Below are 13,207 nucleotides of genomic sequence, written 5' to 3'. Positions count from 1 at the left end.
ATGAATCGTCTCCGCACCAGGGATTGGGGACGTATTTCGGTAACAGGATTGTAACATGGCTCAGGATTCAGAAAAAGCGGACCTTCTCCGAAATGAGCGTGAAGGGGTTTACTGGCAGCCTTTTACCGCCAACCGTCTGTTGCGCGCCAATATGGAACCCCGTACGCTGGTCAGCGCCAAGGGGGCATATTACACCACCAGCGAAGGCAACAAGGTATTTGATACCCTGTCCGGCCTGTGGTGCACCCCGCTGGGACATGCCCATCCGCGTATTGTGGAAGCCGTGCGCAAGCAGGCCGAGACACTGGATTTCGCGCCCTGCTTCCAGTTGACCCATCCCGGCGCCATTTCGCTGGCCGAACGGATTGCCGATCTTGCGCCGCAGGGCATGAACCATGTCTTTTTCGCCAATTCCGGATCGGAGGCCGTGGATACGGCGCTGAAGGTCGCGCTGGGCTATCACCGGATCAAGGGGGCGGGCAACCGCTTCCGCATGATCGGCCGTGAACGTGGGTACCATGGCGTGGGCTTTGGCGGCATGTCGGTCGGCGGCATCGTGTCCAATCGCAAGATGTTCGCCGCGGGCATGATGCCGGGCGTCGATCACCTGCGCCATACCTATGAACCCAGGCACATGGCCTTTACCCGCGGGCAGCCGACATGGGGCACGCACCGGGCGGAAGATCTGGTCCGGCTGGTGGCCCTGCATGATGCGTCCACCATCGCGGCGGTCATTGTCGAGCCGGTACAGGGATCAACAGGGGTGATCGTGCCGCCGGTGGGCTATCTGCAACGCCTGCGTGAAATCTGCACGGCCAATGGCATCCTGCTGATTTTTGATGAAGTCATTACCGGATTTGGCCGCATGGGCGAAAATTTCGGCGCCCAGCGTTTTGGCGTGACGCCGGATATCATCACCTTCGCCAAGGCCGTGACCAACGGCATCGTGCCGATGGGTGGCGTGATCGTTACCGACGAAATCTACAATACGTTCATGACCGGCCCGGAAAATGCCATCGAGTTCTGTCATGGCTACACCTATTCCGGTCACCCCATGGCGGCAGCCGTCGGGCATGTGGTGCTGGATGTCATGCGCGAGGAAGGTCTGGTTGCCCGCGTGCGTGAACTTGAACCCGTGCTGGAGGATGCCGTTCACAGCCTGAAGGATCTGGATGTCATCGCTGATATCCGAAATATCGGGCTGACGGCGGGCATCGACTTCAAGCCGGTGGAAGGCAAGCCCGGTGCGCGTGGACTGGCGCTGTTTGAAGCGGGCCTGCGTAACGGGCTGCTGCTGCGCTGCACTGGTGATACGGTGTCGTTCGGACCGCCGTTCATCTCTACCGCGCAGGAACTGCGTGACATGGTTTCGACACTACGCAAGCTCATTACCCAGGTGGGTTGAGTAACAGGTCTCAGATAAAAAAAGGAAATACCATGCCTTTATTGCATTTTCACGTTGTGAAGGGCCAGCGGAACCCCGCCGAACTGCGTGGCCTGCTGGATGCGGCGCATGACGCCATGCTGGAAGCCTTCAAGGTGCCGGTGCGTGATCGCTACCAGCTGGTATCCGAACATGAGCCGACCCATATGGTGATCGAGGATACCGGGCTGGATATTCCCCGCACCCCCAAAGTCGTGCTGTTGCAGGTTGTCTCCCGCCCGCGCGGCAAGGAACAGATTGCCGCATTCTACAAGCTGCTGGCGGAAACACTGCAGGCCCGTTGTGGCCTGGCGCCATCCGACCTGATGGTTTCCATTATTGAAAATCAGGATGAACACTGGAGCTTCGGCCTGGGCCGGGCACAGTTCCTAACGGGTGAACTGCCGCTGCCAGGCGCGCCAGCGTAACATGATGCAGCCGGGCCTGACAAAGGCCCGGCTTTTTCCTTGTTTTTTTCATGATTTCAAAAACCATTCGCATGCATGTTTTGAAATAATATTACATTCTATTTTTATTTACATCTGTGAACGTAGTCAGGCGTCTTTTGGGATCACATGCAAAAAACCAATGCGCCTATACGATTTTTTAATTTCCAGATATGGCGCCTGTTGGTCTGTGTATATGTAAATACATTTCTTCATGACATGGTTCATGCAATAAAGAAATGTATTGTGATGAATGTGGTATAATATAACACATTCGCTGCGATGGGCAGATTGATATCGGGAAGTCAATTGTCCGCTGCCATCAATGATTTTTTTTGACGGGGATATGTTGCTTATTTGGCACTAAATGCAATCGGCAGCGTCCATCGCGCGGCGTGAGGCAAGGGACTATGATTAAAGGCATTCAGGGTGCGCCCGGATTGTTGTTACCTGTTTGAATTTCCATATTATAGTATTGATTTTAAATAATTTTTTGTTCCATTTTCGTTTTTTGTCCGAACTGACATGCGCGGTATGGCCATGATGGTCGCAAGACCACGGCAGGTGTGTCGTCGCGGCCACATGTATCGCTGCGCTTTCGAAATTGTAATGGACAAGAAAGATTACTCCTATGCAGCGTAGCGCGTTCCGAATAGGAATTGGTCATTAGATCAAGACCTGAGTTTTGGACGCGTGGGAGAGCGAGCGGATGTGGATGTTGAGACCTAAGTACATATCTTTACTCCTGACATCATCGGCGCTGATTTTTGGCGGGGATCACTATGCGCGGGCGCAGTCCGTGCATTCCACGTCCGATACGGATTCCACCGCGGTCACGCCTGCCCACCATCCGATCCGGGGGTCCATGGGCGGGGCCAAGCAGGTTGCGCGCACATCCACCAACAATACGCGCGTGACCGCAGGCCGTCCGGAAGTCCTGACCGTCAGCCATACCCGCCGCGCCATTTCGCACAACAGTGAAAACGTGATTGGCAGAAAGGAACTGGCGCAGCAGGTTCCGGGGCAGAACGTGCTGAAGGCCGTCGGCCAGTTGCCCGGCGTCAGCTACAGCTCCACCGACCCGCTGGGTATCGATACCTGGGGTGCCAGCGTCTACATGCGCGGTTTCTTCATGAACCAGCTGGGTGTGACGCTTGATGGCGTTCCGCTTAACGACCAGACCTATACCTCGACCAACGGCCTGAATATCGCGAATGCGTGGATATCCGATGATATCAGCCGTGTCAGCGTCTCGCAGGGGGCCGGGGCTGTTGACCTGCCGTCCAACACCAATCTTGGTGGGACGATGCAGTTCTTCACGTCCGACCCGAAGGAAAAGGCCGGGGCGACCGTATCCCAGGGCTTTGGCAGCTATGCGATGAAACGCACCTATGTCCGTGTGGACAGTGGCAAGCTGAACAAGACCGGGACCCGTTTCTACGTGGCCTATTCGCGTGATTTCGAAAAGAAGTATGACGCGGACAGCCCCGATTTCATGCAGCAGGTGAACGCCAAGCTTGTCCAGCCGATTGGCGAGGACAGCAAGATGACGGCGTTCTTCAACTGGAACAACGCCGAAGTTTACGGCTATCTGGATAAGTCACTGGGATCGCTGGCAAAATACGGCTGGCGGCAGGAGCTGATGTACCCCAACTACGCGCAGGCCTACAGCTATGCGGAGGGGAATTATCCTGCGGGCTGGAATTCGCTGGTTAGCGGTAACTATACCCAGTTGTATGATGCGGGCCAGTCCACGCAGGACTACATCGGCGGCATCAATTTCGACCTGAAGCTTGCGAATAACCTGCGTTGGAAAACAACGCTTTATGCGCATCGCGATCTGTCCAACGCCACCTACAGCGCGCCGGGTACCGAATCTCCGGGAACGGGTGCCCCCCTGTCCGAACAGGTCTGGATGAACCGCGAAATGCGCGAGGGGTTCAATACCTACTTCGAATACAAGATCGCCAACCATACCATCAACACGGGTGCGTGGTTTGAAAACAACTCCAGCTCGGCGTTGACCGATTACTTCAACGAGCCGTTGCTGGGCCATGGCGCGCCGCTGAGCACGACAGGGCCTTACACGACCTATGGCCAGGCCTTCGCGACCGGTTGGGCGTACAGGTGGAGCACCAATACATTCCAGTACCACGTCATGGATACATGGCGCATCCTGCCCAACTTTACGGCCACATATGGCTTCAAGTCCGTGCTGCAGACCACGGCGGGCGGTGATTATGCATATGACCCGACGGGGAATTATTCCGGCCTGAACAATCCCGGCCCCACGGGGTCAATGACGTCTGCCGCGGCCTTCCTGCCAGCGGTGAACCTGGACTGGCGTTTCCTGCCGGGGCATGAACTGTACTTCGACTTTGCCGAAAACATGCGGCCCTACAGCGCGTCCCCCTATGCCAGCGCCAACGAGCCGGGGCCGTGGATGGTCCAGACGCAGTCGCAGTTCAACCAGTTGAAGAAAACGCTGACCCCGGAACGCGATTTCACCTATGTGCTGGGTTATCGTTATTCGTCCCGCCTGCTGACGGCCGGGATCGACGGATACCACTCCGACAATTATAACCGCCTGATTTCCGCCGCGAGTGGCATCGGTGGTGGCGACCAGTCTGCTTCCTTCATCAATTCGAAGCATGCCAGCCAGTGGGGCATGGATGCGATCCTGACCATTACCCCGGTCAAGGGGCTGGCGATCACCAACTCCGTCAGCTACAACCATTTCGCCTATGCGGCCAATGTGCCGATCTGCCTGACGTCTGCCACAACGGGTTGCGAGAACCTGCGTGGCAAGAAGATGGATGGCTATCCGTCAGTCATGTATAAGGCGAACCTGTCCTATACCTGGCGCAAGGCTTCCGCCTACCTGGACGTCAACTACTATTCCAAACGGCAGTATTCGCTGCTGAACGATACCCATGTGCCCGCATACTGGCTGGCCAATCTGGGGGCGAGCTACCATTTCGGCAAGGTTGGCTTCCTGCATAATGTCACGGCCAGCTTTACTGTCTATAACCTGTTCAACGCCAAGTATATTGCCATGATGGGTGAAAACGGCTTCCCGGCAAGTGGGGACATGCAGTCCGTCGAACGTGGCGCGGTGCGTGAATACTTTGGCACGATCAAGGCGGAATACTGATATTTGACCTAACGAAGGTACAGCACGGGCGGGTAATGGAAGAGTGTGGAATGTGTCTGTCTTTCCCGGCTGCCTGTTCGTTGTCGTGGAAGGATAGGTAAGATCATGACATGTTTTTCCAGATCGCGGTACCTGCTGCTGGCCAGCGTGATCGGGGCGGGGATAGCGATGGGGGGCATGGCGAAAGCCATCCCGCCCGTCCTCCAGCCCGAACAGAGCGATGTGCTGAGCCTCCCCCCCATGGGCGACCACTCGGTGCTGGTCGCCACGGGCGAACAGTCCTTTACCCTGTATGACGGGGACAAGGGACGGATACTGGGCACGCTCCCGGCTTCCATGGTGGACAATATCGCCATTGCCCCGGACCGTAAGGATATTTACGTCGCCGTAACCATGTGGAGCCGGGGGGACCATGGTACGCGGGAAGATTTCCTGCGCGACTATGACGCGCACACCCTTGACCTGGCACATGAAATCGAACTGCCGCCCCGTGGCCTCGCGGTCTTCAAGCAGCAGAACCTGGAACTCAGCCAGGATGGCCACTGGGCCTTCATCTTCGACATGAGTCCCGCAACCGCCGTCACCGTGGTGGACCTGCATGAACACAAGGCCGCCCGTACGGTCGACATCCCCGGCTGCGCGCTGGTTTTCCCGTGGGCGCATGACGGGTTTTCAACTCTCTGCGGTGATGGATCGCTGACCAATGTGGCGCTGGCGGCCAGCGCCGTGAACGTCACCCACAGCAAACCGTTTTTCGATGCCAACCGTGATCCCGTATTCGAACAGAGTCCCGCTGACCGCAGGGCCGGCAAGGCCCTGTTCATAAGCTATACCGGGCAGGTTTACCCCGTAACGCTCGGGGCCACGCCGGCCATGGGCAAAAGCTGGTCGCTACAGGCCGCCGCAGGCCAGCCGGCCGCCGGGACGGGGCAGCAGGAACAGGCCTGGCGCCCCGGCGGCGAGCAGCCCTTCGCATGGCACGAGGCGGATAACAGGCTGTATGTCCTGATGCATGTGGGGGGATACTGGACCCACAAGCAGGAAGGGACCGAAGTCTGGGTCTATGATGTCACGGCCCAGCGCCTGCTACAGCGGATCGACCTGCCTTCGCCCGCCAAGGGCATTACCGTCAGCCCCGATACGGCCAGCCCGCAGGTCTACGCCATGCTGGCATCGGGGAAGATGGCCATCCTGTCCGCCACGACCGGTCAGGTTGAAAAAACGGTCGAGGCAAAGGCCGGTGGCATTTCCATTGTGCCGCAGCCGTGACAGGTGGCCTGCCTTCCTTGTTTGAATGTTCCAAAAGCGACTAGAAAGTTCAGGGGATCTATCGGATGAAACCATCATTTCTGGAGCAGATAGGGGAGCACCTGACCCGCAGGCTGGCTTCTTCATCCTCGCGCCGTGGCGTGCTGGGACGGGTGGGAACGGCCATGGTCGCCGGTGGTGTCTTCCCGCTCCTGCCGGTGCAGCGCGCCCGGGCCGCGGCCGGGAGTGCCGCCCCCAGGCCCGCCGACGTCACGACATTGTCCGATTTTGAACGGCGCGCCCAGTCATCCGACCCCACGAAATGCAATTACTGGCGGCACTGCGCCATTGATGGCGTGCTGTGCGGGTGCTGTGGCGGGGGGATACACAGTTGCCCGCCGGGCACGCAGCCTTCGCCGGTCTCATGGATCGGAACCTGCCGTAACCCCGATGACGGGCGTTCGTATGTCATCGCCTATCGTGACTGCTGCGGGCGTACCACGTGCACCACGTCATCGGATTGCGAATGCAATACGGCGGATCGTGAAATGCCGATCTATCGACCGCAGGCCAGCAACGACATCATCTGGTGTTTTGGCACGACCTCCGCCGCCTATCACTGCTCTACCGCCGCCATTGTCGGGCAGGCGGGATAAGATAGAAAACGGTCATGCAGATGCGTGAGGAACGGCCCGGCCCGTGGCCTTTGTCCATCGTGCGGCTTGCTGTCACCCTTTGCGTGTTCGCTGTCGCGCCTGCGCCGGGCGCGCGTGCCGATGCGGACGGGGGGCATGCGGCAGCGGGTAACGGGCCAGTCCTGTCACAGGTCAGGGCGCATTACCTGGTCGGCTGTGGCGGCTGCCATGGCATAACGGGGGTCTCGGCATCCGATGTGGTGCCCGACCTGAAGGAACAGGCCGGGTATTTCCTGTGTTCGCCCAAGGGGCGCGAATACATGATCCACCTGCCCAATGTCGCGTTTTCCCCGCTTTCCTCGGCTGACCTTGCCGACCTCATGAACTATGTGGCGTTCGGCCTGGGGGGAAAGAGCGTGCCGGCGGGCGCGCGCCCCTATACGGCAGCCGAGGTGGCGGGGTTGCGGCAGGCGCCATTCCGGAATTACAGCCTGCAATCCTACCGGCTGGATGTGGTGCGTGACGTCATTCATGCCTGCCCGCAGGCCGCAACGGTTATCCATGCCTATGACCTTGCGCTGGATAAGCGTGAAATAGACAATAAATAAACCCTGGCCGCGGATGGGGATGCATCCCGGATCAGCGCCGCCGAAGCGTCATCACGGATTGTGTAGTTCATGCACTGGTATATGTGTCAGGGATGTCCATAGGTGATGTGATCGGGGCCGGCCCGTTTGTCAGATCATCAACCACCATTGCAACGGCGGACGCGGGCACGCTCTTTATCCCATGTCCCGTCTGGCCTGCCCGGATTATGCTGGAGTACCTGTTTCCCATGGTTTCGTCTTCCATCAAATCCCTTCCTTCCAGCCTGTATGCGGCCATTACGCCACCCGGCCCGGATGCGTCTGCCCTGACAGCGGCGCAGGTGACCGATACCGTGATTATCGGTGGCGGCATTACAGGCCTGTCGGCCGCCCTGCACCTTGCCCAGGGGGGGCACAAGGCCATGGTGCTGGAGGCAAATGCCATTGGCTGGGGGGCATCGGGACGGAATGGGGGGCAGGTCAATCCCGGTCTCAAATATACGCCAGCCGAGGTGGAGCGCGACCTGGGCGCGCATGGCCGTACCCTGGTTGAAGCCGCATGGAATGCCCCCGACCTGGTTTTCGATCTGATCGAACGGCATGGCATCGTGTGTGATGCGGCGCGTGGCGGCACGATCCGCGCGGCGACGGCATCGGGCCAGCTGGATCATGAACGGACCCTGTTCAACGAATGCCGTGAACGTGGCGGCCCGGTCACGTGGCTGGATCAGGCCGATATTGCCGGGCGCACCGGAACGGAGCGTTATTGTGGCGGGTTCATTGATGCGCGCGGGGGCCAGCTCAACCCCCTGGCCTATACACGGGGCCTGGCCAGGGCCGCGATGGATGCCGGTGCGGTCGTGCATGCGAACAGTCCGGTTCTCTCGCTGCGGCGGGATGCGGGGAACTGGCATGTCAGGACACCCGCGGGCAGTGTGCATGCGCGGCAGGTCGTATTCGCCACCAATGGATATACGGGTCGGTTATGGGACCGGCTGCGCCGCACGCTGGTCCCCGCCTATAGCGCGATTGTCGCGACCGACCCGCTGCCTGAATCCGTACGTACGCGTATCCTGGCACAGCGTGAAGTGGTGTATGAACTGGGTGAACTGGTAACCTATTACCGCATTGATGGGGCGGGGCGGTTGCTGATTGGCGGACGTTCCGCCTCGCTGGATCTGTCCGGCCCGGAAACCTTCCCGTTCCTGCAACAGCATGCGAAACGGCTATGGCCATTTCTGGGTGATGTGGCATGGCGTTACGGGTGGAACGGACAGATCGCCATTACGCTGGACCATTACCCCCACTGGCATGAACCGATGGAAGGGATCATGGCATGCGTCGGCTATAATGGCCGGGGCGTTGCCATGGCGACCCTGATGGGGCGTGAGATCGCACGGCGGATAGAAGGGGCCAGTCCGGCGGACCTGCTGCTGCCCGCATCGCCCGTGCGTCCCATTCCCGCCCATTTTGGCTGGCGCATCGGGGTTGCCGCCGCCGTGATACGCGGCCGGATCATGGACAGGCTGTCGCGATAATATGATGGCGTTTCCCGATGGCCGGCCGGTCATCGGGGAAAGGCCCGTGTACATCCGCGAAAACCATCATGGGTGGCGTTTTTCGGGCATGCAGTCGAATGCGCGGGCTGTGCGACAGTAATGGTTTTGATGCAATACTTCCTGCTGACGATAGAAATAGGGCATACCCACTGTATTCCGTCGGGAATATACCTGCCGATTGAACTCGTTATGGAACCGCGATACAATTAAATGCGAAATGAATAGGCTGCAGCAGGCAGGCCATATCCAGTCAGAACAGGAACATCATGCTGACATTGCAGATTAATGGCAAAAGCGTTGAGGTGGATGTCGATCCCGATACTCCTTTGCTATGGGTGCTGCGTGACGTGCTGGGCATGACCGGGACCAAATACGGCTGTGGGATCGCGGAATGCGGCGTATGCACCGTGCATGTTGATGGCAGGCCCGTGCGGTCATGTTCCCTGCCGGTCGGGCTGATCGGGCCGCACAAGGCCATAACCACGATCGAGGGGCTGCAGGCGGACCCCGTCGCCGCCGCCGTGCGCAAGGCCTGGCTGGATATTGACGTGGTGCAGTGCGGCTACTGCCAGCCCGGGCAGATCATGGCCGCGATTGCCCTGCTCAAGAAAATTCCCAACCCCACTGATGAACAGATCGAGGCCGGCATGTCGGGCAACCTGTGCCGGTGCGGAACCTATATGCGTATCCGTGCCGCCATCCGTAACGTCGCCGCAGCCCAGGGGGTGACCCCATGACGTCGAAACACCCATCTTCCCCCGCGATCCGGCGCAGGCAGGTTCTGGGCGGGGCCGGGGCCTTCGTGCTGGCGGCCATCCTGCCGGCCGGGCGCAGCCGGGGTGCCGGAATGCTGGTGGAAGACGCAACCGCCCCTTTCGCCCCCAATGCCTATATCCGTATCGGCAGTGATAACGTCATTACGATGATCCTGCCCAATATCGAGATGGGGCAGGGGATCTATACATCCTCCGTCATGCTGATGGCAGAGGAACTGGGCGTCGATCCCCAGTCGGTCCGGATCGAGGCGGCGCCACCCGGTGGCGGGGCCGAGATCACCGGCGGGTCCACATCATCCATGACCGAATGGATGCCGCTGCGGCAGGCGGGCGCTGCGGCGCGCGCCATGCTGCAGCAGGCCGCCGCCGCACGCTGGTCCTGTGCCCCGGACGCATGCGTGGCGCAGGATGGCTATATGACCGGCCCCGCCGGGCAGCGCCTGCCCTATGGTGAACTGGCGGCGGAAGCCGCGAAGCTGCCGGTGCCAAAGGACGTTGCCCTGAAAACCCCGGCACAGTTCCGCCTGATCGGTCGCCCGATGCACCGGCTGGACAGTCAGGTGAAGGTGGACGGGCAGGCCACGTTCGGGATTGATGCGCAGGTGCCCGGCCAGAAGGTCGGCGCGGTTGCGGCCTGTCCCGTGATCGGTGGCCATGTCGGCCATGTCGATACCCAGGCCGCGCTGAAGATACGTGGTGTGGTGACCGTATTGCAGATCGAGGATGCGGTGTGTGTCGTGGCCGACCATTACTGGGCGGCGCGCAAGGGGCTGGCGGCGCTGGATGTACAGTGGGTCGAAGGGCCAAACGCCGCAGTCGATACGCAGGCGATCTATCGCCAGCTGGAAGGTGGCCTGTCCGGCCCCGCCATCCTGGCGGACCACCATGGTGACACCCAGCAGGCCATGACCCGCGCGCATGGACGGTACAGCGCGACCTATCGCCAGCCCCTGCTGGCCCATGCCACGATGGAGCCGATCAACTGCACCATCCATGTCCGCCCCGATGGCTGCGATATCTGGACCGGCACGCAGGTAGCCGAGCGCGCGCGGGATACCACGGCGGAAGTCACCGGCCTGCCCAAGGACAGGATCAAGCTGCACAGCCAGTATATCGGTGGTGGCTTCGGGCGCAGGCTGGAACATGAATATGTGACGCAGGCAGCGCGCTTCGGGCGTCAGGTTTCCTATCCGCTCAAGATCATCTGGAGCCGGGAGGAGGACATTACCCGCGACCGTTTCCGCCCCGCCTATCTGGACCATCTGGAAGCAGGGCTGGACGAACGTGGCTATATTACCGGCCTGACGCATCGCATCGTCGGTCCCGCCGTGGTGGCGCGGTGGGAGCCTTCGGGCCTGGGTGCGAACGGGTATGATGATGACCTGTCGGTCGGCACCGTCATCACGCCCTATACCTATCCTGCCTATCGCCTGGAATTCGCCCGTCGTGAACCGCCTGGCGTGATTACCGCATGGTGGCGCGGGGTGGGTGGCACGCGTGGGCTGTTCGTGGTCGAAGGGTTCATTGATGAACTGGCGCAGCGCGCGGGCATCGATCCCGTGGCCTATCGTCGTGAAATGGTGCGCAATAACCCGCGCGCCCTTGCCGTGCTGGAGCGTGTGGCGCGTGAATCCGGCTGGGGCGCGCCGCTGCCCCCGAATTGCGGGCGCGGGGTTGCTTTGCAGTTTGCCTTCGGGTCGTACCTGGCCACGGTTGTCGAGGTGGAAATGCCCGCCCCGCACGATATCCGTATCCGGCGTGTGACCTGTGCCGTGGATTGCGGGCAGGTCATCAATCCCGACCAGATTGCCGCACAGATCGAAGGTGGCCTGATCTTTGGCTTCAGCGCCGCATTGTATAACGAGATTACCTTGGAAAAAGGGCGTGTGCAGCAGGACAATTTCCACACATGGCGTGTCATGCGCATGAACGAGGCCCCGAAGCGGATTGATGTCCACCTGATCGAAAGCGGGGAATCCCCCGGTGGGATAGGGGAGACTGGCACAGCCGCCGCCGCCCCCGCGCTGGCCAACGCCATGGCGGCGGTCCAGAAGCGGCGCTACCGCTACCTGCCGCTGCTTTCCCCCCTTAACCAGCCTTCCGGCCATGAGAAGGAGCAGCAGGGATGACCATGACAGGACGTGGCCTTGGCCGTATCACCGGCATGCTGTTCACGCTGCTGGCCAGCACGGGTATCCATCCCGCGCATGCGGCCGGTGCGCCGGATGGGCAGTACCTGACCCGCGCGGCCGATTGCGAGGTCTGCCATACCCGCCCCGGCGGCACGCCATTCGCGGGGGGGCGCGCGTTTGCCATTCCCGGCATGGGGGTAATCTATTCCCCCAATATCACGGCGGACCGGCAGGCCGGCATTGGCGCATGGACGGATGACCAGTTTGTAAAAGCGGTCCGTGACGGGGTCTCACCGGGGTGGAAGCACCTGTATCCCGCCATGCCGTACCGTGATTACGCCTATATGACACCCGATGAGGTCAAGGCGATCCGCGCCTATCTGGCGACCCTGCCGACCAGTGCCGCGCGCCCACCCGAAAACACCCTGAAATTCCCGTTTTCGATCCGTTCGGCCATGATTTTCTGGAACCTGGTCAATGGGCCGGCATCCTCCCATCCTGATGATCCCGCCCATACTCCGTCATGGAACCGGGGCCGGTACCTGGTGGAAGGGCCGGGACACTGCGCGGAATGCCACTCGCCGCGCACGATCACCATGGGGGTCTCCACAGCCAATGCCTATGCCGGGGCCGATGTGGGGGGATGGCGGGCCTATAACATCACGTCATCGAAAACCGATGGGATTGGCGCATGGAGCGCGGATGACCTAGCCACCTACCTGTCTACCGGGCACGCGGATGGCCATGGCAGCGCATCGGGGGACATGGGGGATGTTGTCAGCCACAGCCTGCGTTACCTGACCCGTCAGGATATCGATGCAATGGTTGAATACCTGCGCGATATCCCGGCGCGGTCCTCGGCCGATGGCGCGCCGCCGGTCATCGCCCAACCGACCGCCACCCATGATCCGGCAGACAGCCACGGCGCCATGCTGTACGCGGGCGCATGCGCCGGGTGTCACCTGCCCGATGGTAGCGGGCGGCAGAACCCGGTGGCCTCCATTGCCGGGGCACGTACGACACTGGGGGGTACGAACGGGCAGAACCTGCTGCAGGTCCTGACCCACGGCAGCGCGTTGCAGACGGCGACCGGTACCGCCACGATGCCCGCGTTCCATGGGGGGTATTCCGATCAGGACGTGGCGGATATCGCCAATTTCGTCATGCACCATTTTGGTCAGTCTTCCACCAAGGTGACCGCGGTGGATGTGGCGAAGGCAAAGGCCACATCCGCACCGGAATAAGGC

Annotated in this window: 10 protein-coding genes; all 10 read left to right on the top strand. The window is 60.7% G+C overall.

The annotated features are described in order from the left end of the window. Window positions 1–55 precede the first annotated feature (55 nt). The 10 genes from CFR76_RS02930 to CFR76_RS02885 all read left to right on the top strand — a co-directional run bounded on the left by CFR76_RS02930 (window position 56) and on the right by CFR76_RS02885 (window position 13,204). Entirely contained in the window at window positions 56–1,405 is a 1,350-nt protein-coding gene (locus CFR76_RS02930; protein WP_110555732.1) for an aspartate aminotransferase family protein, read from the top strand. Window positions 1,406–1,437: 32 nt separating this feature from the next. Next, window positions 1,438–1,851 (top strand): tautomerase family protein, encoded by a 414-nt coding sequence (locus CFR76_RS02925; RefSeq protein WP_025438131.1) that lies wholly within the window; start codon window positions 1,438–1,440, stop codon window positions 1,849–1,851. 733 nt (window positions 1,852–2,584) lie between these two features. After that, window positions 2,585–5,023: a TonB-dependent receptor gene (locus CFR76_RS02920; protein ID WP_244191749.1), complete on the top strand. Its 2,439-nt coding sequence runs from the start codon at window positions 2,585–2,587 to the stop codon at window positions 5,021–5,023. A 105-nt stretch (window positions 5,024–5,128) separates the two neighbouring features. Further along, on the top strand, window positions 5,129–6,292 hold the full coding sequence (locus tag CFR76_RS02915) for an amine dehydrogenase large subunit (protein WP_110555730.1): 1,164 nt from the start codon (window positions 5,129–5,131) through the stop codon (window positions 6,290–6,292). Between the two features lie 65 nt (window positions 6,293–6,357). Then, window positions 6,358–6,927: a methylamine dehydrogenase (amicyanin) small subunit gene (mauA, locus tag CFR76_RS02910; protein WP_025438134.1), complete on the top strand. Its 570-nt coding sequence runs from the start codon at window positions 6,358–6,360 to the stop codon at window positions 6,925–6,927. A 14-nt stretch (window positions 6,928–6,941) separates the two neighbouring features. Then, window positions 6,942–7,514 carry a hypothetical protein gene (locus CFR76_RS02905; protein ID WP_110555729.1) on the top strand — a complete coding sequence of 191 codons (573 nt, stop codon included), beginning with the start codon at window positions 6,942–6,944 and terminating at the stop codon, window positions 7,512–7,514. A gap of 227 nt (window positions 7,515–7,741) precedes the next feature. Further along, window positions 7,742–9,031, top strand: coding sequence for an NAD(P)/FAD-dependent oxidoreductase (locus CFR76_RS02900; RefSeq protein ID WP_244191748.1), 1,290 nt, complete (start codon window positions 7,742–7,744; stop codon window positions 9,029–9,031). A 287-nt stretch (window positions 9,032–9,318) separates the two neighbouring features. Next, window positions 9,319–9,789, top strand: coding sequence for a (2Fe-2S)-binding protein (locus tag CFR76_RS02895; RefSeq protein ID WP_110555728.1), 471 nt, complete (start codon window positions 9,319–9,321; stop codon window positions 9,787–9,789). Beyond that, the gene (locus CFR76_RS02890; RefSeq protein WP_110555727.1) at window positions 9,786–11,957 is read left to right on the top strand and encodes a molybdopterin cofactor-binding domain-containing protein; all 2,172 of its coding nucleotides are present in this window, start codon (window positions 9,786–9,788) and stop codon (window positions 11,955–11,957) included. The genes CFR76_RS02895 and CFR76_RS02890 overlap by 4 nt, the downstream gene beginning before the upstream one ends. Then, window positions 11,954–13,204 carry a c-type cytochrome gene (locus CFR76_RS02885; protein WP_110555726.1) on the top strand — a complete coding sequence of 417 codons (1,251 nt, stop codon included), beginning with the start codon at window positions 11,954–11,956 and terminating at the stop codon, window positions 13,202–13,204. The genes CFR76_RS02890 and CFR76_RS02885 overlap by 4 nt, the downstream gene beginning before the upstream one ends. Window positions 13,205–13,207 lie beyond the last annotated feature (3 nt).

The sequence above is a fragment of the Komagataeibacter swingsii genome (assembly GCF_003207895.1).
Lineage (GTDB): Bacteria > Pseudomonadota > Alphaproteobacteria > Acetobacterales > Acetobacteraceae > Komagataeibacter > Komagataeibacter swingsii.
Note: the sequence above shows the minus strand (reverse complement) of the source record. Positions and strands in the feature narration are given on the sequence as shown.